Here is a 22,008-nt window from a genome sequence, read left to right on the forward strand (position 1 = left end):
CATTTTCCGGGAGAATAGATGGGACTGAGACCAGCGGAAGCCGTGCCTGTTGAGCTGTCTGATGCTGACTGCCGCGCACACGCAACTGTCGCAGCGAGAACCAACCCTACGAGGATGACAACTCTTTTCATGAATGCCTCGGTTTGTAGTCTTGCGGTTCGTTCGGTTTGTTCGAGCCGGGAAACGCAGGGGTATCCAGCAACACGACTTCGCAGGTGTTGTAGGCTTGGAAGCGAGCGACGAGACCGTTTCCACCACCGTTGATTGCCACGGCCACGCTTCGCATGCCGGGGCTGCTGTAGTACATGTGGCTGCCAGTTCCCGTGGCGGGTTTTGATGTGCGTTGGTTTACTGGTTCAGTGTCTGCGTTTTTGGCGAAGCCATTCCATGCCCAGAAAGTCCCTGCGGTGTCGGCGGAAATATCGATCCGAGTGCCATCACCTGTCTCAGTACGCCATGGCTTCATGTGTGCGGCAGCCACCGTGGCTTCCAATACTGCCAATGGTTCATTTTCATTCGGCAGATGATGTTTGTGCCGCCGTTCGACCTCTTTGTGAGCGGCCTTCAGACGACTGGCCAGATCGTCATCCACATCCCTGCCGATGAAGAGCCAATACTTGATGTAGTTGTCTGGCCAAGTGAGTTGCATGAAACCACGCCCGTTCCACGGGTAGTAACGCGGAGGATGGGCGTTGTTGACTCGCTCTTCCAGCCGCGCAAACCATTGCGTCTCCACCATCGCGTTCGCATAGAACGCAGCCATGCGCAGAGGCGTAACGATGCCGTAGCGGCGGCAGGCTTTGTTGAGTTCGTTGTGATAACCGGCCACCGTTCTGGGAAGGACGGTGATCGGCTCAGATACCCACTGATGATGGGCTGCTTCGCGCATGGCGGTTTTCGGAAACAACTGAATCATTTCGTCCTTGCTCAGCCAACCGCACTGGCGGAACACGCGCACGAACTCGCGCGGGTGGAAGTGCCAGTGCTTGCTTGGGATGCCGAGGTCGGCGTCTTCCCAGAAGCACAACGCCTCGGAGTGCGCCTTGAAGCGCGGAAAGTCCTCCGGCTTTAAATATGGACCGGCTATAGGGCCGGCATCGGGTGGGGTCTCCTTCGTCAGCCACTGCCAGCGTGTGGCGATGGTGGCTTTCTCCCACTCGGTGGGAAACTTGCAGATCGTGTACGCCAGGCGCGCTTGCGCATCCGCGCCGGCCACCTTGCCCAAGGCATCGGCACGGCGTGCTTTGGTCGCGCCACCCTGGCTTTGCAGGATCAGATCGATCAGCGTGGCGGAGTCGCAGCGGCTGTCGCTGTCGGCATCGTCGTCGACCAGTTGCCAACCGCACCAGTCCGGAAAATCCGCGTCGCTGAAGGCATGCACGCCTTCAGCGTGCAGGTTCACCCAGCCCTGCCCACCGGGATAGGCCACCTGCTGCCAATCCTGCAGTCCAGCCGCATTGCCCAGTGGCTCAAGCACGCGCCCAAAGCGCAACAGCTCATAGGCATCACGCCCCACGCCGCCCTGGGTCCGCTTGGCCAAAGCGCAGGCCGTGTCGAACAGGGTCGTGTCGGCAGCAGCGGGCATGCTGCCAATGGTCTTTCCGTCCATCGCGTAGGTGACGTAGTGCGTGCCATGGGGACGAGCCAAGTCGATGCCCACGACCAGCGCGTCGGTGCTACTCCATGTCGGCTTCGACAATGCCGTGGTCTCCGGCCAGAAGCCCACATGTTCCGGCGGCAGGGGGATGGTATCGTAGAGCGGCGTACCGGCCGGAAGACGCAGGTAGGCATGGCCGAACACGCTGGTGAGGCGGCCATCCTTGCCGGTATTCAGTGCACCGGACGCGCGGCCCACCAAGGCCACAAGATTGGCGTCGTCGCAGACGATCTCGACATGAACCCGCCCGGGCTTGCCGTAGATGCTGCCGGCTTCGCCGACCTCATCCTTGCGCCAGATCTTTTGGCCTTGCTTCACGTTGCTGGCGATGCGCTTGAGATGCAGGATGATCGAGAAGAAGCGAACCGTGACGCTCTCGCCGATCTCGGTTTCGTGACGGATCACCACGCAGCCGTTGTCCGACCAGCCACCGCCGTAGTTCAACGGATCGTTGGCATTGCTTGTCTGTGGCTTGGGTTGGCGTACATAAACCACGGTGCCGTCGGCCATGGCACAAACTGGCAAGCGCTTTCCGTCGTGGGATGGCGCCACCAGGTGCACGCCACCATGCCAAGCCATGTCGGAGCCTAGCGGGAAGGCACCATCGCCAAAGCCGCCGCCGTTCATGGCCTGGGCCAGCCACGGATCATCGGGACTGCTGGCGGCGCGCTGCGGCAGAAAGGGAGGGCTGATAAGCATGGCGTGTCCTTACACCGAGCGTGGATAGTCGGATTTGAGCTGTGTAAGTCCTTGAGGCAACGGTTCCAATTGCGCTGCTTGTCCCTCACCGCCCAACCACTCATGCGTCCCGCTCTTCACCGTGAAATTTCCGGGGCAGGCAATGGTGATGTTCTGGCCGTCGAGGGTGATCTGGCTTTGGCCGGATTGCAGGACGATCTTGTCCTTGGCCAGGACCTGGATGCTGTCGGTGGTGCTGGTGACGGTGACGCTTTGGTCGGCGAGGATGTCCATGGCGTCGGTGTGGACTTCGAGGCTGACCGGGCCGTGGTTGGCGATGACGTTGATGCCGCCGTCGGCGGTGTAGAGGCTGGCGCTGTCGCCGCTGACGGCGGCGAGGGTGGTGCCGGCGGCGAGGTGGGTGTCGCGCTGGCTGGTGAGGTGCTGGTGTTCGCCGGCGAAGCTGGCGGCGCTCTTGGGGGTGGTGAGGGCCACGCTTTCCGGTGACTCCATCAGCACGGCGGGCTGGGCGAAGCGTTCGACCGGGTCGCCGCCGCTGCGCTGGTTGCCGCTGGGTTTGCTGGCGGCCTGGCCGTTGACGGGGCCGCTGTATTTGCCGTTTTGCTGGGGATCGATCACTTGCTGCAGATCGGTCTGGGCGCGGTTGGCGGCCAGGCCGCCGGCCTTGGCTTGCGTGGCCGCGTTGTCCAATCGCTTGGCGGTGGCATTGGCGGCCTTGAGCTGGCCGATCGCTTCGGCGGCGTCCATCTGGGTGGATTGGCCTTGCGCGCGCGCGGTGCCGGACAGCAGCAGGCCTTCGCCGGCGCGCAGCACGGCCCAGCCGGCGGTGATCAGTTCGAAGCCTTCGCCGCGATAGCCGCCACGGGTGTTGCCGCTCTGGTCGATCAGGTAGCCGAGGTTGAGCTGGCTGTCGGCGATGCTGTGGTTGAGGCTGTGGCGCAGCTGCCCCGAGGCATCGTCGAGCACCCAGCGGCTGCCGCTCTGGCCGTCCAGCGTTTGCGTCTGCACGCCACTCAGCGTGCCGGGATGATTGGCGCCGCTGTTTTCGCCTGCCGCGAACGGCGGCGTGGCCGGGCCGTTGTAGAGCTGGCCGACGACGACGGGATGGTCGATGTCAGCGTGGGCGTATTCGACCAGCACTTCGCTGCCGATGCGCGGCACGAAGCTGTGGCCGTGATGGGCGCCGGCGTTGGCTTCGGCCACGCGCACCCAGGTGCCCGAATGATGATCACCCGGCGCGTGACCTTGCGGCAGGTGCTGGCTCATCGTGTCGGTGAGGCCGCCGGGTAGCGGTGCGGTGCCGCGCTGCCACGGGAATTGCACGCGCACCTGGTGATCGCGGGTGCCGGTGAGCGTGTCGCCCGGCACGCCGGTGACGATGGCGGTTTGCACGCCCGGGGCCAGCGGGCGGTCGCGATGCGCCGGGGCGATGGGCGTGCCGGCGGGCACGGCGTCGAATTGCTGGCGGTAGCTACCCTTGCCGAGCGTGCTGTCGTCGGTCTGGCTGCCGCGCAGGTGCGGCAAAGCCGTGCCGAGGTTGTTGGTGGCCACATGGTCCAGCGTCAGCGGCACGAAGGCCTGTCCGGACAGGTCCGGATGCTGGGTCAGCACATAGCTTTTGCCCGCTTCCAGCGTGCGCACGGCGCCCTGGCCGCGGAAAGTGCGGGCAGGCAGACGCAGGGCATCCAGCCGATGGGTGGCATAGTGCTGTGCCTGCGCGGCGGTGTCGAAACGGCCACTGCGGTCGGCGTCGAACACGTCCAGCGAGGGCAGCTCGGGGGCGTTGCCGTCATGCGGGGCCTGGGCAGTGCCGGCCACGCTGAGTACCTGGTCGGGCTTCCAACTGGCCGTGGTGACCTGGTCGGGCACCAGTTGGCGGCGTTCGCTGAACACGCTGACTGCGTCGTCCTGCTCGGTGGCGTCGATGCGATGGAAGCGCACCGCGGCCGGCGCGCCCGTGGGCTGTGCCGCCTGGGTGTCGAAGATCACCAAGGTGTGGCCGGGGCCATCGTCGCTGCTGGTCTGGTCGTGCTCGAAGCGGTACGACAGGCCTTCCTCGCCCAGCAGCCGCTGCACGAACGCCAGATCGGTTTCGCGATACTGGGTGCAGATGGGGCGGGTGCGCAGTGCCGTGGTGACTTCGGTGCGCACCTTGAGTTGCGGGTAGTCGGCCAGCACCTGGGTGACCACGTCGAGTGCGCTGCGATCCTGGAAGATCAATGCGTTGCGGCGCAGCGCCAGCAGGGCCAGGCCCGATTGCATGTCGAGCCGGTAACGCGCCAGGCCGCCATCGGCACCCAGCGAGGCGGCATGGGTGATGATGCCGTGCCAGTAGCGGCGGCCACCGGCGGCGGTGGCGATGCCCACGCTGATCGGTTGGCCGATCAGCGGCTTGAGATCGATGAAGGCGGAGGCGCTGACGCAATCCAGTTCGAATCGGAAGTCGTCGTTGACGGCTTCGCGCCCTTCGAAGCGCTCGACGATCAGGCCGTCGGCCGCGGTGGTGTCCAGCGTGATGAAGCGCGTGGTCTGCGACAGCAGCCCCAGCCAGGCGGAAACGTCAAAGTCTTCCATGTCTTTTCTCTTGCGCAGATACGGTACAGCCCTGTCCCTTCAAGCTTAATGACATGAAGTTGCGAGGGGTATCGGCGAAATCCGACACGGCCGGGTGTCGGTGTCGACCCGGTCACAGTTCGCCATCCGGGGGCGTCCGGCCAACCAGGGCCCGACAGGCTGCTAGGATCGTCATGGAGGCGGCCGGCAAATGGCCGTTTCCCGATGATTGCCTGCCACGGGGGTTCTGGCCAGCGTGACGACCAACAAGAAAATCACCTCGTTCGACATCGCCGATCTGGCCGGGGTTTCCCAGTCCACGGTATCGCGCGCGTTGCGTGGCAGCCCGCTGGTGAACGAGGAGACCCGGCGACGCGTGCAGGCGGCGGTAGAGTCGCTCAACTACACCGTTGACAAGAATGCTTCCAACCTGCGGCGCAAGTTCTCCGGCACGCTGGCGCTGCTGTTCTTCGAAGACCCCACCCCCGACGATTCGCACATCAACCCGTTCTTCCTGTCGATGCTCGGCTCGATCACCCGCGCCTGCGCGAAGCAGGGCTACGACCTGCTGATCTCGTTCCAGCAGCTTTCGCGCGACTGGCATGCCGATTTCGCCGACAGCAAGAAGGCCGACGGCATCATCCTGCTCGGTTATGGCGATTACCTGGCCTATTGCGACCGCCTGCAGAAGCTGGTCGAGCAGGGCACCAGTTTCGTGCGCTGGGGCGCGGTGTTGCCGGGCCAGCCCGACATCACCATCGGCTGCGACAATTTCCGTGGCGGCCACGATATCGCCACGCACCTGCACGAGCAGGGCTGCCGGCGCATCGCGTTCCTCGGTGACGCCTCCAGCCACTACCCGGAATTCTTCGAACGCTACCGCGGCTATGCCGCTGCGCTGGAAGAGCGCGGCCTGGTGGCCGATCCCGACTTGCAGGCCAATGCGGAAAGCACCGAGCGCGCCGGTTACGAAGCCATGCAGAGCCTGCTCGAACGCGACGCGAAGTTCGACGCGGTATTCGCCGCCAGCGACCTGATCGCCATCGGCGCGTTGCGCGCGCTGGCCGGCCGTGGCCTGAAGGTGCCGGACGACGTGGCGCTGGCCGGCTTCGACGACATCCCCGTGGCCGGCTTCATCAACCCCTCGCTCACCACCATTCGCCAGGACACCCGCCAGGCCGGCGATGCATTGGTGGAAAGCGTATTGAAGATGATCCACGGCGAATCGCCCGAAAGCGCGGTGCTGCCGGGCAAGCTGATCGTGCGGCGGTCGAGCGTGCGCGAACCATCGGGCTTAGGCGATGCTTAGCAAGGGGCTTCAAAACCCGCGGGCCGATGCGTACTGTGAGCCCATGCCGCCTCTTCCGAAAAATCTTGCCGTGCCCGTGACACGATCGATCGTGTGTTGCTGCAGCCTGTTTGCCGGGCACGGGCCGCAACGATGAAATTGCTGCTTGTCGAAGATTCCGAACGCCTGCGTAGCACGCTCCAGCACGGGCTGGTGGCGGCCGGGTTCGTGGTGGATGCCGCAGCCGATGGCGTGATGGCCAAGGGCTTCCTCGACACCTACGAATACGACCTGGTGACCCTCGACCTGATGTTGCCGCGAATGGACGGCATGGCCGTGCTGCGCGGCCTGGCGCGGCTGCGCACGCGCCCACGGGTGCTGGTGCTGTCGGCGCGCGACCAGGTATCCGATCGCATCGAGGCGTTGAACGCCGGCGCCGACGATTACCTGGTGAAGCCGTTTTCCTTCGATGAGCTGGTGGCGCGGTTGCGCGCCCTGGCGCGCCGCCCCGAGGAAGCGCACATGCCCATCCTCGAATGCGGGCCCCTGCGCATCGATACCCGTTCGCAGAGTGCCTTCGTGGCGGATGAGCCGCTGTCGTTGACGCCGCGCGAATTTGCCCTGCTGGGTTTGCTGATGCGGCATCGCGGTCGCGTGTTCAGTCGGCATGACATCCTCGAACGGCTGGCTGGCAGTGACTCGACCGCGTCGGAAGGCAGCGTCGAGGTACTGGTCTTCGGCCTGCGCCGGAAGCTTTCCGATGCCGGACTCGAAGACATCGTCAAGACACGCCGCGGCGCGGGTTACCTCATTCCATGAAACCGCGTTCGCTGGCGGGACGTATCGCGTTGCTGGTGGGCGTTGCCACCATGGCCATCCTCGGGGTGGCATCGGTGGTCATGGATCAGTGGGTCGATGCGGAGATGGCCCAGCGCTTCGATTCGGACCTGGTTTCCCAGGCCAACGCGCTTTCCGCGCTGGCCACGCTGGAGGACGGGCGGCTGGCATTGGGCGATTCGGATTCGCCGCATGCGCGATGGCTGTCGGAAATCGACGAGACGGTCTATGCCATGCGCTGCAGCGGTGGCCAATCGCTGCTGAGCGACCCGGCGCCGGCGCGTTATCCGGAAAGCTGGGCCGAGCGGGCGACTGCACAGCCGGCGTACCAGGACATCCGCATCGATCACCGCGTGTTGCGGGCCGTGTGGTTCCGCTTCCAGCCGGAGCTTTCGAAGGAGCCTGGCGAGGACGCATCGGCCGCAGCGGGGGCCGGCAGCTGCAGCATCATCTTCATGCAGCCGCGGACCAAGCTCGACGACATTCTGGAGGCGATTGACGGCATCCTCGTCTTCACGCCGATGTTGGCCTTGCTGGCCGTGTTGCTGATCACGCCGATGCTGGTCCGGCGCGGGCTGAAGCCGCTGGCCTTGCTGGGCAACGAGATGCGGCACATCGGTCCGCAGGCACCCGGGAAGCGCCTGCCAGAAACCGGCACACGCGAACTGGAGCCATTGGTCGGTCGCTTCAACGGCGTGCTGGAGCGCATGGACGAAGGCGTCAACCGCGAGCGGCAGTTCGCCGGTGCACTGGCCCATGAAACCCGCACCCGGCTGGCCGAGTTGCGTGTCCTGGTCGACGTGGAGCGGCGCTACCCCAGCGGTCGTCCCATCGATGGCTTGCTGGCGGAAATCGGCAATATCGGCGGCGAGCTGGAAAGCACGGTGTCCGGGTTGCTCCTGCTGACCCGGCTGGATGCCGGCGTGGAAAGCATGCAGCGCATCGAGGTGGATCTGGACAGCGTGCTCGAGCGGCAAATCGAACATGTGGCGCCGACCCTGAATCGACGCGGGTTGCGGCTCGACTGGCAGCGGTTGCCCGTGGCCGGAACGGTCATCGCCGACCCGGCACTGCTAGCCATCGTCATCGGCAACCTGCTGGGGAACGCCAGTACCTATGCCCCCGAGGGCAGCGTGATCGTGATTCGCCACGAAGGGTCATCCCTGATCATCAGCAACGCCGCGCCGGGTCTGGACAGCAGCGACGTGTCGCACTTCGGGCAGCGCTTCTGGAGCAAGCATCCAGGCAGCGAAGGCCATGCCGGGCTGGGCCTGGCGCTGGCAGGCGCAGCGGCTCGCGCGATGGACTTCCAACTGGCTTTCCAGCTGGATCCATCGCAGCAGCTGCGTGTGGTCCTGGGCTGGGGTGGCTGAGAGCCAGTCCGAAACCTCGTCCGGCCCCTCATCCTTCGCGAAGTTGTAGGAGCCCGCTCGCGGGCGATGCTCCGGCTTTCCGTTTCGGGAAGCGCCAGAGCAAGAGCATCGCCCGCGGGCGGGCTCCCACAGCCCGCTTCTGTCTCAGGTCCGCATGTTCGGAAAGATGTTGAGCAGGCTCTCAGAAGCGATGCACGTAGCCGATGCGGAAACCGCCGGGTAGCCAGCCGAGGATCAGCGGGCTCTGCCGGTGCGAGGCCCAGATGCCCAGGCCCGCACCCAGTGCGGCGCCGACGATGACGTCGCTTTGCCAGTGCCCGCGTACCTTGAGGCGTGCGACGGCGTCGTACAGCGGCAACGCGGCCAGCGCATAGACCGCCGGATGGTCGCTGCCGTACTTCACCATGAAGGGGGTTACCGCGGCGCTGATCACGGTCACTTCGCCGCTGGGAAAGCTTTCGTTGTGGATGCCGCGGAAGAAGCGGTTCGGATCGTCGGTTTGCGAGGGACGCTCGCGCTGGAAGGTCAGCTTCATCGCCTGGGCGGCGACAGCCGATACGGCGACGGCATCCACCGAGCGCCAGAACGTATCGCCCAGCTTGGTCTGGTCACCCAGCGCAAATGCGCCACCGATGACCGTCAGCATGGTTCCGTATTCCACGCCCAGCTGCGCGTTGCGATTCCAGATGCCGTGGTTGTCGTAATGCAGGCGATGATCGATGCCGAAAGGGCCGCCGCCAGCATGGGCCAGTGGAACCTGCAGCAATGCGCAAAGAGTGATGGCAAGAATCAGAAAGTGGCGCATGACGTGGTTCTCCATGGTATTCAGCGGCCGCCTACATGCAGTTGACGAGTGTGGCGCTTGAGCGTCCGCAAGGACAGGTGGACCGCCAGCCCGGCCAGCAGCAGTCCGACCCACAGCGGATCATGCACGAGCCAACGGGACAGCGTCTGGTGTCCGGCATCCAGATCGTACACGGCTTCGAGCAGGAAATAGGCGAGGGCGACGTGAAGCACGCCGTTGTATTCGCGACGCAGCACGGTGCGCAGGCTGAAGCGCAAGTCGGCCGGTTGCCACAGGCTGAAGTCCGGAATGAAAGCCGGTGTTTTCGCGGCCCAGCGCGACCAGGCCTGTCCGTGCGCAGCGGCGAGGAAGCGCTCTTCCGCCGCGGCAATGCGCTCGATGTACAAGGTGTTGGCGGCCACCAGCACGAGCAGGAACCACAGCGATCCGGTCGCCGCCGCAAAGGCCATCGCCACGATCGAATTGGCCAGATACAGCGGGTGACGGACCACCGAGTACATGCCGGTGGTGTTGAGCACCGCCGCCCGTTGTTCGCGGGTGCTGCGCACGGAGGTGTTGGCCGGCACGAAGCCGACGGTGAACCAGCGCAATGCCAGCCCGGCGAACGAGATCAGCAGGCAGGCCTCGCCAAGATGGTCGACCGCCGTCCCATGCAGCCATCCGCGCCCGGGGAATCCCGGAAAGCCGATGGCCAGCACCAGCAGCGGGAGAATGGCGATGATGGCCACGCTGCGCCGGTGGTAAAGCCATTGGCCCTGGCGCTCGAACTGCTCGGTCAGGCGGGCATGCGGGTTCATCGGAATGAGGCCACCGGATGATCGGGTGCGGTGTATTCGCCGACGGCCTGGTCGACCCAGCCGGCTACGCACGGTGCCGTGTGGACACCGTCGTCTCCCGCCGCCACGTCGACCCCCTCGTTGCCCGGACCATAGGGCGTGTACTTGCTTCGATTGGACTGGGTGAACAGGCCCAGCGTCGGTGTGCCGACGGCCGCGGCCAGGTGCATGACGCCGCAGTCGGCGCTGACGAAGCCCTGCATGTTCGCCAGCACCGCGGCCAGTTTGCGCAAATCGCGGGTGTAGAACGATGCGGTGACCCCGGGCAGTTGCGAGCGGCCGTGCTCGGCCAACACCTCGACGATATGGACATCCGGCCGGCGCGCGCGCAGTGCCGTGGTGAATGCCTCCCACCACGGTTCCGGCAGCCGCTTGGGACCGGTGGCGTTGCCGAAGATGCCGATCACCGGCTGCGTACCTGCCTTGCAACCATCGCGCCCGAGGATCTTGGCGAGCGCGCATGCGCCGTGCTGCATGTCGCTGGGCGCGAGTGGCACATCAAGCGTGGGCCATTCGGTTTCCGTCGTTCCCGCATAGGCGGTCCGCAGCAGGAAGACGCTGCGCTTGGCCAGGTGTTCGGGCGCGGTCGACCAGGGTCCGTCGGTTTCTCCGCCCGCGGTCGAGTCCGGGAATCCCACCTTGTAGCGCGCCCGGCACACGCGCAGGGCCAGGCGGCCGGAGCCCGAGCCGGCGCAAGGGTCGATCGCCAGGTCATAGGTGTTACCGCGCAACTCGTGCACCAGCTTCGCGGCAAGCCATGGATGATGTACGGCGCGGCGCGGGAAATTCATGATGCGCCGGACCTGGAAGCGCGGGCCGTACAGTACCTGTGCGGCGCAACCGGCACTGACGATATCGATCTCGGCGCCCGGATAGAGCGTCTCGATTTCGTGCAGCAACGGGCTGATCAACACCATGTTGCCAAGCCGGTGGTTGGGCCGGCAGACCAGCACGCGATGGATGCCGCGCACCGGCAATTCCCCGGGTTGGCACAAGCGCATGCCGGTGCTGCTGCGGGGCGGGGACGCACGCTCGCTCATGGGCGTCCCACGACCAATACGCTGAAGCTGCCCGGCACGATGTCGTGGCGGCCGTTGGCCTTGGTGGTCTTGCTCCACTGCGCGGCAGACAGGTACAGGCGGTGTTTCTGCGGGTCCAGCGCCAGCGTGCGGGCGCTGCGCTGGGTGGGAATGGTGGCCGTCACGCGGTATTGGTCGGGGCTGTTCTCGTGCACGGCGGTGATCGTGCCGCTGCCGCCGTTGGCGCTGTAGATCATCGAGGTGGCCGGATTGAACACCACGGCATCCGGGTCATCGCCGATCGGCACCATCGCCACGCGCTGGCCATCGCGGGCATCAAGCACCGCCATCAGATTGTTGTCGCACACCGAGAACAGCCGGTGGTGCGCGGTGTCGATGGCCAGGCTGCTGGGCGAGTGGCACGGCGCCAGCGGCCAGGTGTGCAGCAGCTTGTCGGTATGCGAGTCGATCTGCACCAGCTCGGACTTGTCTTCGATGTTCGCGTACACGTGGCCGGCGCCGTCGGCCACGGCAAACTCGGGACGGCCGGGCAGCGGAATCGTGTCGATGACGAGGTTCTTCGTCGTATCGATCACGCTGGCGCTGTTGCTGTGGCCGTTGAAGGTGAACACGTGGTGCGACGACGGGTCATAGACGATCGCGTCGGGGTTCTTGCCGGTGCCGGACACCACCGCGACGGTTTTCAGCGTGGCCAGGTCGAACACCGTGACCGACGCGCTCTTGCCATCGCTGGTGAAGCCGTGGTCCAGGTCAGGGGCGAGCGCGATGCCGTGCACGCCATCGGTGTCGGCAATCGTGCCGACCTGCTTCCCGTTGTCGGCGTCGAGCACGAGGACGCGGTTGCCCCGGCTGACGAACAGGTGCCGCCGCTGTGCATCGAAGCTCAGGTAGTCCCAGCCGCCCGTGCCGCCCAGTTGCCAGCGCGAGAGCACGCGGTAGCCGGAGGCCGGCGAGGTCGTGCCGGCGTGGGCGCTGACGCCGACGATGGCGGTGGCGAGCACCGCGAGCAGGGCCGTACGTAACAGGGAGCGTGGCATGAGCGGAACCTTCGCGCGATGGATGGAGCGGTATCCGCATATCATCCCGTCGCCGGCTTATCACTGGCTTAGCGCGCGCGACAGGGTGTCGCCGGCACTGCCGGAAGATCATGAACCGGTTCTAAGCTTGGGCTAAGTTGAAAACGGCAAAGTGACAGGATGCGGACTCCCCTACGCGCAATTTACATCATTGACACGCCGGCTCCCATGGGTCGTTTTCCACGTCGGCGCAGGCTTGCCGGCTGGTTGCCGGTGGCGATGCTGCTGGCCTTGTCAGGCTGCGCAAGCTATGCCCCCGAGCCGCTCGGCAACGGGCACGGCACGGTGAACCTGAATCAACTGGTGGTGCCCGCGTCCTCGATGCCGGTGCGGGACCTGGCCGCACACCGGTTCGACCCGGCCGATGGCCTCGACGTCACCGAAACGGCGATGCTGGCGGTGGTCAACAACCCCCAGCTCAAGGTCATGCGCGACCAGCTTGGCGTGGCGCGCGCGCAGGCGTTTGCCGCCGGCTTGTTGCCCGATCCGCAGTTGGCGTGGTCGCGCGATCTTCCCAGCAGCGGCCAGAGTGGCCTGACCAGCGCCTACAGCCTCGGCCTCAGCTATGACATCGGCAACCTGCTGACCCGCTCGGCGCGGGTGAAAGCCGCGGACAAGTCGCGCGAGCAGGTGCATCTGGACCTGCTATGGGCCGAATGGCAGACGGTGGCGCAGGCGCGCCTGCTGTTCGACCAGGTGGCCTCCAGCCGGGCCCAGGAGGCGGTGCTGACACGCGAAGTGGCCGCATTGAAGCCGCTCGATCGGCAAGTGCGCGTGGCGTTGGCGTCCGGCAACCTGACCTATGACGGTGCGGCCGTGGGCCTCAATGCCATGGCCGACGCCCAGCGGCGCCTGGCCGAAACCACGCGGCAGCGCCAGCAAGCCGAATCCGACCTGCGCAGCTTGCTGGGCTTGTCGTCCCAGGCACCGCTGGATCTGGTCGGGGCGCCTTACGGGCGCGAGCCCGACGCCGCGCAATTGCAGCAGGCGTTGCAGAGCTTGCCCGCGCGTCGCCCCGACCTGCTGGCGCTGCGGGCCGGTTACGCCGCGCAGGAGCAGCGGCTGCGCGAAGCGGTGATTGCGCAGTTCCCGGCGATCAACATCGGCATCAACCGCGCCCGCGACACCACCGACGTCACCACCAACGGCTTCAGCATCGGCATCACGCTGCCCTTGTTCAACCGCAATCGCGGCAACATCGCGATCGAGAAGGCCACCCGCCAGCAGTTGCATGACGATTACGATGCGCGCCTGCTGACCACCCGCAACGACATGCACCAGCTGCAACAGGGCTTGACCTCGCTGCAGGCGCAGACTGCCATGCAGGAGGCTCATGCACGACGGCTGGATGCCGCCCGCGCGGCCGCGCGCCAGGCCTGGCAGGCCAACCTGATGGACTGGCCGACGTATCTGTCGATTCGCGGCAACGCCTTGACGGCCGATCTCGACCTGCTCGCCCTGCGCCAACAACGCGCCACCCAGGCGATTGCGCTGGAAACGCTGCTCGGCGGCGATTGGACCGCCCAAGCCATGAGCGCCACCTCACCTTCTTCGAACCGGCACAAATGATGAATCGCCTGATCCCCAAACTGGCCTTGCCGCTGATCGCCGGCCTGCTGGCCGCGTGTGGCCAGGGCGCCAGCAATACCGACGAGGCCGCGCCGAGCGTGGCGGTGACCACCGCCAAACCGGTTCAGCGCAGCTTCGACGACACGGTGGCAGCCTTCGGCACGATCCAGGCCGACCCGCGCCGTGCGCGAACGCTGAATCTCGCCCACGGCGGCCAGGTGGTGGCCCTGCGGGTGGCCGACGGGCAGTCCGTGCGCGCGGGCGATCTCCTGTTGAAGGTGGCCACCGACCCGACCGCACGCAATGCCTATGCGCAGGCGCAGAGCGCGCTGACCCTGGCACGCGGCGAGCTGGCACGCACCACGAAACTGGCCGCGCAGCATCTGGCCACGCAATCGCAACTGGCCACGGCGCGCAAGGCGGTGGCCGATGCCGAGGCCGGCGTGCAGGCGCAGCGCAGCCTGGGCGGTGCAGCAGCGGTCGAGTCGGTCGTGGCCCCCGCGGCCGGCGTGGTCTCGCATCTGCAGGTGAGCCTGGACCAGCGTCTGTCAGCGAATGCGCCGCTGCTCGATTTCACCCCGTCTGGCGGATTGATCGCGCAGCTGGGCGTGCAGCCGGGCGAGGCCGGCACCATCCACCCCGGCATGCCGGTAAGCCTGCGCACGGTGTACGGCGACGCCAAGGTGCTGCAGGGACAGGTGAGCATGCTCGGCGACGCGCTCGATGCGCAGACGCACCTGCTGCCGGTGCAGGTCAGCCTGGCGCCGACCAAGGCAGCGCTGCCGTTGGCCGGCACCGCGCTGAATGCGCAGATCCAGACCCGCCACTACACCGCCTGGGCGGTGCCGCGGGCATCGCTGCGGCATGACGAGAGCGGCGATTACCTGTTCCAGATGGATCACGGCAAGGCGCACCGGGTGGACGTGACCGTGCGCTCGCCGGCGGGCGATCCGGTCGGCGTGGAAGGTTCGCTCGATCCTGCCCTGCCGGTGATCGTGCTGGGCGCCTATGAATTGTCCGACGGCATGGCCGTGCGCCAGAACGCAGCACGCAAGGGCAGCCAATGACGGCCACGCAATGGATGCACCGGCATCGGCGTTCGCTGCTGTTCCTGGCGCTGATCCTCGCCATCGGCGGCATCATCAGTGCCTTCAGCCTGCCGGTATCGCTGTTTCCGAACGTGTCGTTCCCGCGCGTGCGGGTCACCCTGGATGCCGGCGACCAGCCCGCCGATCAGATGGTGGTGAGGGTCACGCGGCCGGTGGAGGAAGCCATTCGTCGCGTGCGCGGTGTGCGCGAGGTGCGCTCCACCACCAGCCGCGGCAGTGCCGAGATCAACATCGGCTTCGACTGGGGCGCGGACATGGGCCGCGCGCTGCTGAACGTCAATGCCGCGATCGGCGAGATCCTGCCGAGCCTGCCGCCCGGCGTGAACGTGGGCGCCAAGCGACTCGATCCCACGGTGTTCCCGATCCTCGCTTACAGCCTGAGTTCGGACACGCTGACGCCGACCCAGCTGCATGACATCGCCGAGTTCCAGTTGCGGCCCTTGCTGTCCGGCGTCACTGGCGTGGCGCAGGTGGACGTGCAAGGCGGCGACGTGGCCGAGTTCCATGTCGACGTGGACGCGGACAAGCTGCGCGCGCAGGGGCTGACCTTCGCCGACCTGGACCATGCCGTGGCCAATGCCGCCACCATCCAGGCGATGGGCCGGCTGCAGGATCACTACAAGCTGTATCTGCTGCTGGCGAACAACCAGCCGGCCACGACCCAGGCGCTGGGCGACATCGTGCTGCGTGCCGGTGCGCACGGTGTGCTGCGCCTGCGTGACGTGGCAACGGTACGCATGGATCATGTGCCGCAGTGGGTACGCACCACGGCCGACGGCCACGATGCGGTGCTGATGCAGGTGTTCCAGCAGCCCAGCGGCAACAGCGTGCAGATTGCGCGCGACGTGGCGCAGCGCCTGGCCACGTATCAAAAGCAGGCACCGAAAGGCCTGCATATCGCCAGCTGGTACGACCAGACTCAATTGGTGCTTGGCGCGGCGGGCAGCGTGCGCGACGCAATCCTGATCGGCATCGTGCTGGCCGGGCTGGTGCTGTTCGTGTTCCTGCGCAACGTGCGGGTGATCCTGGTCGCGTTGATCGTGGTGCCGTCGACACTGGCGATCACCGTGATGTTGCTCAACGTGCTGCACATGAGCTTCAACATGATGACGCTGGGTGGCATGGCCGCCGCCGTCGGATTGCTGATCGACGACGTGATCGTGATGCTGGAACACATCATGCGACGCCTGCGCGACGGCACTGGGCCAGTGCGTGATCGCATCGCCGGCGCAGCGTGGGAGTTCACCCGGCCGTTGACCGGTTCCAGTGCGGCCACGGTGGTGATCTTCCTGCCGCTGGCATTCCTTACCGGTGTCACTGGCGCGTTTTTCAAGGCGCTGTCGCTGACCATGGCCAGCGCGCTGGTGATCTCCTATCTGCTCACCTGGGTGGCGGTGCCGCTGCTGGCCGAATGGCTGATCGACGAACGCCACGCGGAAGAGCATCCGCCGGGGCGTTTTTCCACGAAACTGCTGGCAGGGTACGAAAGCACGCTGGGCAAATTGCTCAAGCGTCCCGCGTGGCTGCTGCTGGGCGTGGTGCCCTTGCTGCTGGTCGGCGTGCTGGCGTACCGGCAGGTAGGCACCGGCTTCATGCCGAAGATGGACGAGGGCGGCTTCACGCTCGATTACCTGTCCGAGCCGGGCACCTCGTTGACCGAAACCGATCGCCTGCTGGCTCAGGTCGAGCAGATCATCCAGTCCAACCCCTACGTAGCAACGTATTCGCGGCGCACCGGCCTGCAGCTCGGCGGCGGCCTCACCGAGGCGAACACCGGTGATTTCTTCGTGCGCCTGAAGAACGGCACGCGGCCGCCCACCTCGATCGTGATGGAACACATCCGCGAGGAGATCGTGGCCAAGGTGCCGGGGCTGGACGTGGATGTCTCGCAACTGATGGAGGACCTGATCGGCGACCTCACCGAAGTGCCGCAGCCGATCGAGATCAAGCTGTATTCCGACGACCAGGCGCAGCTCGACGCCACCGCGAAGAAAGTGGCGGCGGCGATCAGCAAGGTCAATGGCGTGGCCGAGGTACGCAACGGCATCAAACCGGCTGGCGATGCGCTGGATATCAAGGTCGACCCGATCAAGGCCGGCCTGCTCGGGCTCGACCCGGTCGCAGTGGCGCAGCAGGTGGCCGACGCGGTGGCCGGCAACGTGGCCGCGCAGCTGCCGCAAGGGCCGAAGATGGTTGGCGTGCGCGTGTGGTTGCCACCGACATCGCGTGCGCGGCTGCAACAGCTGGAGGCATTGCCGATCCGCGCCGCCAACGGCCAGATCGTGCCGCTGTCGCAGTTGGCCACGATCCGTGAGGAGCAGGGCCAGCCGGAGATCGATCGCGACAACCTGAAACGCATGGTGGCGGTGACCGCGCGCATCGTGGGCCGCGACCTGGGTTCCACCGTCAGCGACGTGAAGCAGGTGCTGGCGAAGCCGGGCCTGTTGCCGCCGGGCATGTATCACGAAATGGGTGGCCTGTATGCGCAGCAGCAGATCGCCTTCCATGACCTGAGCATCGTGATGCTGGCGGCGATTGCGCTGGTGTTCACCCTGCTGCTGTTCCTGTACGAAAGCTTCCGGGTGGCGCTGGCACTGATGGCGGCGCCGCTGCTGGCGCTGGCGGCGGTGTTCGTCGGACTGTGGATCACCGGCATCGAGTTGAACATCTCGGCGATGATGGGCATGACCATGATCGTGGGCATCGTCACCGAACTGGCGATCTTCTACTTCTCCGAGATGAACGATGCCGTGCAACGCATGCCGCTGCACGAGGCGATGCTGTACGCCGGGCATCACCGCATGCGGCCGATCCTGATGTCCACCATCGCGGCGATCCTCACCCTGCTGCCGCTGGCGCTGGCGATCGGCCAGGGCTCGCAGATGCAGCAACCGCTGGCGGTGGCGATCATCGCCGGCATGCTGGTGCAGGTACCACTGGTGCTGTTGGTGATGCCGGCGCTGTATGCGTGGCTGGTGGGGCGCGGCCGCAAAAAATCCACGACCCAAAGCGAAGACTAAGCCATTGATAAGAGGTGGCTAAGCTCACGTGCGTAAGGTAAGGGTGTCATCGCAACGCAACTTTTTGCGCGGTGATCGACACCCAACCACCAAGGAGTACGTGATGCAAAAGTCCATCGTTCTCGCCCTGCCGCTGGCCCTGTGCGGCCTCGTGTTTGCCGCACAGGCGGGTACTTCGAAGCAGGCGGCCGCGCACGCGAAGATCAGCATGACGCAGGCCCGCAAGATCGCGCTGAAGGTCTACCCCGGCAAGATCGTGAAGCAGGAACTCGAGCACGAATCCGGCGGCAGTGGCCTGCGCTACTCGTTCGACATCAAGTCCGGCAAGAACACCCACGAAGTGGGCGTGGATGCGAAAACCGGCAAGCTGCTCGAGAACTCGCTGGACAACAACGACGCGGATTGACGCCGCACGCGACATGCCGTGCTGGCGCTGCCCTCGCGCCAGCACGGGCGCGGTGATGCCGCCCCGTCTGCCAAGCGGCATTTTTGCGTCAGGGCGCGCGCTTGAGTGCCAGCACCGCGTTGAGCCCGCCGAAGGCGAACGAGTTGCTGAGTACCGCGCGTACCGGCATCTCGCGCGCGGTGTTCGGCACGTAGTCCAGGTCGCAGGCCGGGTCGGGCTGGTCCAGGTTGGCGGTGGGCGGTACCACGCCGTCGCGCAGCGCGCCGATGGCGGCCACCAGCTCCAGCGCGCCGGACGCGCCCAGCGCGTGGCCGTGCATGGACTTGGTCGAGGACACCGCGAGGCGGTCGGCATGCGTGCCGAAGGCGAGCCGAATGGCGCGGGTTTCGGTGGCGTCGTTGGCTTGTGTGCCGGTGCCGTGGGCGTTGATGTAGTCGACGTCCTGTGGTGCCAGCCCGGCTTCGTCCATGGCCTGGCGCATCGCCATGGCGGCGCCTTCGGGGTTCGGCATCACGATGTCCGACGCATCCGCGCTCATGCCGGTGCCGGCCAGTTCGGCGAGGATGTTTGCACCGCGTGCCTGCGCGTGTTCCAGCGATTCCAGCACGAAGATGCCGGCGCCTTCGCCCAGCACCAGGCCGCGGCGGTTGGCGCTGAACGGGCGGCAGGCATCGTCGGCCAGCACGCGCATGGCTTCCCACGCACGCAGCGCGCCGTAGCTGAGGCAAGCCTCGGTGCCGCCGGTAATAGCCGCATCGACCATGCCGAAGCGGATCATCTGCGCGGCCTGGATGATGGCGTGGTTGGCCGAGGCGCAGGCGCTGGCCACCGCATAGGTGGGACCGCGCAAGCCGTGGGCAATGCTGATCTGGCTGGCCGAGGCGTTGGTCATCAGCCGCACGATGGTCAGCGGATGGGTACGGCTGGCTTTTTCGGCATAGAGCCGGCGGCTTTGCTCGTCCTGGGTGGTTTCGCCGCCGACGCCGGTGCCGACCACCACGCCGGTGCGCAGACCGAGGCCGTCGCGGGTGAAGTCGATGCCGGAGTGCGCGATCGCCTCGCGCGCGGCGTGCAGGGCGAATTCCGAGGTGCGATCGAGCTGCGGCAGGATGCGTTCGTCGATGTTCGCGGCGGGGTCGAAGCTTTCCGGCACCTGCGCGGCGATCTTCACGCGCAGGCGCTCGCTGTCCGCGTGGCGCAGCGGGCGGATGCCGCTGCGGCCTTCGCGCAGGCCTTGCCACAATGCCTCGGCGCCGACGCCCAGCGGGCTGATCGCGCCCATGCCGGTGATCACCACGCGGCGCGTGGTCACGGTAGCCATCAGGACTGGCCTGCGCCTGCAGCCTTCTCGTCCAGCGCTTTCTGCACCGCGTCGACCAGGCTTTGCGCGGTGTCGCTGTCGAAGTTGGCGCCCTGCTGCTCGGGGAAGTTGATGTCGAAATGTTCCTCGATGTCGAAGATCAGTTCGATCGCGTCAAGCGAAGCGATGCCCAGGTCCTTGAGCGTGGATTCGGGCTTGATCGTCGAAATGTCGATCTTGGCCTGCTTGGCGATGATCTCGAAAACTTGCTGCTGGATCGTGGGGGTCATGACGGAACCCTTGGTGGCGGGCGACAATGATGCACCATCCCCAGTCTAGACGGCACCGCTTACTCATGCCTTTCGTCGCACAACTCGAACCGGAGGCCATGTTGCAGGCGTTCATGGCGCAGCCACCCGATGGTTTCGCCGTGGAGTGCACGGTGCAGGGCACGCCGTCCTTCGTGGCCCCGTTCGACCTGCTGACCACGGCAGACGACGCCTTCCGGCGCCGGGTCGAGGGCTTGCCGCTGTACCGGCATTGGCAGCGCCTGCTGCGCTGGCGCACGCGTTTCGTCGGCACCACCGTGTCCGAGTACGCGCTGCTGCCGGGCGATGTCGAACCGGCGGCGCTGGCGCAAGGGCTGAAAGCCGCCTACGGGCGTGAATGCAAGCTACTGATCGTGAAGGACATCGCCGGCGATTCACCGCTGTTGGACGAGGCCGGCAACCGCTATGTGCGCCGTTTCGCCGAGGCCTGCGAGCGTGAAGGCTACGTGCTGCTGGAAGGGCAGGCGCTGGCGTGGGTGCCGATCGATTTCGATTCGGACGACGCCTACCTGGCGCGGCTGTCGCGCAGCCGACGCAAAAATATCCGGCGCAAGTTGCGTTCGCGCGACGCGCTGGAGATCGAGACGCTGCACGCCGGCGACGCCTGTTTCCACGACGACACCGTGCTGGCCGAATTCCACGCGCTGTTCGAAAATGTTTACGCGCAAAGCGAGATCCACTTCGATCACCTCACCGCCGGCTACTTCCGGCAGATTTTCCAGGATGCGCATAGTGGCGGCGTGGTGTTCGTCTATCGCCACCAGGGCCAGATGATCGGCTGGAACCTCTGCTACGAATGCGACGGCAAGCTGATCGACAAATACATCGGCCTGGCATATCCCGCGGCACGCGAGCACAACCTTTATTTCGTGAGCTGGATGCACAACCTCGGCCATGCCCGCGAACGCGGACTGACCCACTACGTGGCCGGCTGGACCGATCCCGAGGTGAAGTCGTTCCTGGGCGCCAGCATGACCTTCACCCGGCATGCCGTGTACGCGCGCAACCCGCTGTTGCGCTGGCTGCTGCGGCGGCTGGGCGGCCATTTCGAAAGCGACCGCGCCTGGCAGGCGACGGCGGAGTCCGACGATGAGTGAGCACAACCTGCGCCCGGTGGTACTGGATATCGACCACTCCACCGGCGACCTGCCCGACAGCGTGATCGTGCCTTTGGCCGAGTGGCAGGAATCCCTGCGCTTCGGCTGTTCGCTGGCGACCATGCGCCGTTTTCGCGCCACGCTGGATGCGCAGTTGCCGGCGCGCCACGGCACCGTGTTCATGGGCAGCGGCGACTTCCACCACCTCACCTGGCCACTGCTGGCGCGGATGCGCCCCGACGCGCCGATCCAGGTCGTTGTGCTGGACAACCATCCCGACAACATGCGCTTCCCGTTCGGCGTGCATTGCGGCTCGTGGGTGCGCCGGGTGGCGGCGCTGCCGTTCGTGGAGCACGTGCACGTGCTCGGCATCACCTCGGCCGACATTGGCGCGGGCCACGCGTGGGAGAACTACCTGACGCCGCTGCTGCGCGGCAAGCTCACCTACTGGAGCATGGGCGTGGATACCGGCTGGTCACGACGGCTCGGCGTGTCGCGCTGCTTCCGTGGCTTCGACACCCCTGAAGCGCTGGTCGACGCCTTCGTCGAAAGCCAGCGCACGCAGACCCTGCGCAGCTACCTGTCGATCGACAAGGACGTGTTTTCCGCCGAAGTCGCACAGACCAACTGGGACCAGGGCCGCCTGCTGCTATCGCACGCACTGGCGCTGATCAACGGCCTGCGCCACACGCTCATCGGCAGCGACGTCAACGGCGAGGTCTCGCACTACCAGTACCGCAGCTGGTGGAAGCGCAAGCTCTCCGCAATGGACGAACAGCCGCAGATTGATCCGGCGCAACTCGCCGGCTGGCAGGCGCAGCAGCATGCATTGAATCTTGAGTTGCTGGCGGCGTTGGCGGCGCGATCAGGCTGAACGCATGGATTTGTCTGTCAGGCTTTCCAACAGATGACACGGCCGATCACAACGCCAATCCGCCACTCTGCCAGCGCTTCGCGAACGACCGCTCTCGGGATGATCAGCCCATGTCTGGGAGGGAGCACACCAGACTACTG

General features: G+C 66.0%; 17 protein-coding genes. 9 read left to right on the forward strand and 8 right to left on the reverse strand.

The annotated features are described in order from the left end of the window. Nucleotides 1-127 precede the first annotated feature (127 nt). Complete coding sequence (locus AB7849_RS10220) at nt 128-2,284, reverse strand: M23 family metallopeptidase (RefSeq protein ID WP_157618122.1); 2,157 nt, start codon at nt 2,282-2,284, stop codon at nt 128-130. A gap of 81 nt (nt 2,285-2,365) precedes the next feature. Further along, on the reverse strand, nt 2,366-4,930 hold the full coding sequence (locus AB7849_RS10225) for a type VI secretion system Vgr family protein (protein ID WP_369501039.1): 2,565 nt from the start codon (nt 4,928-4,930) through the stop codon (nt 2,366-2,368). Nucleotides 4,931-5,165: 235 nt separating this feature from the next. On the opposite strand from AB7849_RS10225, the gene AB7849_RS10230 reads away from it, so the two are divergent. From AB7849_RS10230 to AB7849_RS10240, 3 genes are all read left to right on the forward strand, one after another. After that, entirely contained in the window at nt 5,166-6,218 is a 1,053-nt protein-coding gene (locus AB7849_RS10230) for a LacI family DNA-binding transcriptional regulator (protein WP_008210774.1), read from the forward strand. Between the two features lie 132 nt (nt 6,219-6,350). Then, nucleotides 6,351-7,016 (forward strand): response regulator transcription factor, encoded by a 666-nt coding sequence (locus AB7849_RS10235; protein ID WP_008210772.1) that lies wholly within the window; start codon nt 6,351-6,353, stop codon nt 7,014-7,016. Further along, a complete protein-coding gene (locus tag AB7849_RS10240; RefSeq protein ID WP_008210770.1) occupies nt 7,013-8,407 on the forward strand; it encodes a sensor histidine kinase in 1,395 nt (464 codons plus the stop codon). The genes AB7849_RS10235 and AB7849_RS10240 overlap by 4 nt, the downstream gene beginning before the upstream one ends. Nucleotides 8,408-8,588: 181 nt before the next feature. Here the strand turns inward: AB7849_RS10240 and AB7849_RS10245 are convergent, their stop codons facing one another. The 4 genes from AB7849_RS10245 to AB7849_RS10260 are packed head-to-tail and all read right to left on the reverse strand — an operon-like array spanning nt 8,589 to nt 12,125. Further along, nucleotides 8,589-9,212: a phosphatase PAP2 family protein gene (locus tag AB7849_RS10245; protein WP_147626019.1), complete on the reverse strand. Its 624-nt coding sequence runs from the start codon at nt 9,210-9,212 to the stop codon at nt 8,589-8,591. A 20-nt stretch (nt 9,213-9,232) separates the two neighbouring features. Beyond that, nucleotides 9,233-10,009, reverse strand: a complete 777-nt coding sequence (locus AB7849_RS10250) for a methyltransferase family protein (protein ID WP_008210764.1) — start codon at nt 10,007-10,009, stop codon at nt 9,233-9,235. Further along, nucleotides 10,006-11,049, reverse strand: a complete 1,044-nt coding sequence (locus AB7849_RS10255; RefSeq protein ID WP_008210763.1) for a glycosyltransferase family 9 protein — start codon at nt 11,047-11,049, stop codon at nt 10,006-10,008. Before AB7849_RS10255 ends, AB7849_RS10250 begins: the two co-directional genes overlap by 4 nt. A 35-nt stretch (nt 11,050-11,084) precedes the next feature. Then, nucleotides 11,085-12,125, reverse strand: coding sequence for a YncE family protein (locus AB7849_RS10260; RefSeq protein ID WP_369501040.1), 1,041 nt, complete (start codon nt 12,123-12,125; stop codon nt 11,085-11,087). A gap of 207 nt (nt 12,126-12,332) precedes the next feature. On the opposite strand from AB7849_RS10260, the gene AB7849_RS10265 reads away from it, so the two are divergent. The 4 genes from AB7849_RS10265 (at nt 12,333) to AB7849_RS10280 (ending at nt 18,268) form a co-directional block, all read left to right on the forward strand. Further along, nucleotides 12,333-13,733, forward strand: coding sequence for a TolC family protein (locus AB7849_RS10265; protein WP_008210407.1), 1,401 nt, complete (start codon nt 12,333-12,335; stop codon nt 13,731-13,733). Next, nucleotides 13,733-14,800: an efflux RND transporter periplasmic adaptor subunit gene (locus tag AB7849_RS10270; protein ID WP_037099349.1), complete on the forward strand. Its 1,068-nt coding sequence runs from the start codon at nt 13,733-13,735 to the stop codon at nt 14,798-14,800. Before AB7849_RS10265 ends, AB7849_RS10270 begins: the two co-directional genes overlap by 1 nt. Beyond that, on the forward strand, nt 14,797-17,862 hold the full coding sequence (locus AB7849_RS10275; protein ID WP_008210412.1) for an efflux RND transporter permease subunit: 3,066 nt from the start codon (nt 14,797-14,799) through the stop codon (nt 17,860-17,862). Before AB7849_RS10270 ends, AB7849_RS10275 begins: the two co-directional genes overlap by 4 nt. A gap of 103 nt (nt 17,863-17,965) precedes the next feature. After that, the gene (locus AB7849_RS10280) at nt 17,966-18,268 is read left to right on the forward strand and encodes a PepSY domain-containing protein (protein WP_081491729.1); all 303 of its coding nucleotides are present in this window, start codon (nt 17,966-17,968) and stop codon (nt 18,266-18,268) included. Between the two features lie 88 nt (nt 18,269-18,356). Here the strand turns inward: AB7849_RS10280 and AB7849_RS10285 are convergent, their stop codons facing one another. Beyond that, nucleotides 18,357-19,589: a beta-ketoacyl-[acyl-carrier-protein] synthase family protein gene (locus AB7849_RS10285; RefSeq protein ID WP_369501041.1), complete on the reverse strand. Its 1,233-nt coding sequence runs from the start codon at nt 19,587-19,589 to the stop codon at nt 18,357-18,359. Then, entirely contained in the window at nt 19,589-19,858 is a 270-nt protein-coding gene (locus tag AB7849_RS10290; protein ID WP_037099340.1) for an acyl carrier protein, read from the reverse strand. Before AB7849_RS10290 ends, AB7849_RS10285 begins: the two co-directional genes overlap by 1 nt. 65 nt (nt 19,859-19,923) lie before the next feature. Between AB7849_RS10290 and AB7849_RS10295 the strand changes: the two genes are divergently transcribed. Next, the gene (locus tag AB7849_RS10295) at nt 19,924-20,994 is read left to right on the forward strand and encodes a GNAT family N-acetyltransferase (RefSeq protein ID WP_037099343.1); all 1,071 of its coding nucleotides are present in this window, start codon (nt 19,924-19,926) and stop codon (nt 20,992-20,994) included. Then, nucleotides 20,987-21,868: a hypothetical protein gene (locus tag AB7849_RS10300; protein ID WP_008210423.1), complete on the forward strand. Its 882-nt coding sequence runs from the start codon at nt 20,987-20,989 to the stop codon at nt 21,866-21,868. The genes AB7849_RS10295 and AB7849_RS10300 overlap by 8 nt, the downstream gene beginning before the upstream one ends. The last annotated feature ends 140 nt before the right edge of the window (nt 21,869-22,008 follow it).

It is taken from the genome of Rhodanobacter sp. FW021-MT20, assembly GCF_041107475.1.
GTDB classification, from domain to species: domain Bacteria; phylum Pseudomonadota; class Gammaproteobacteria; order Xanthomonadales; family Rhodanobacteraceae; genus Rhodanobacter_A; species Rhodanobacter_A glycinis.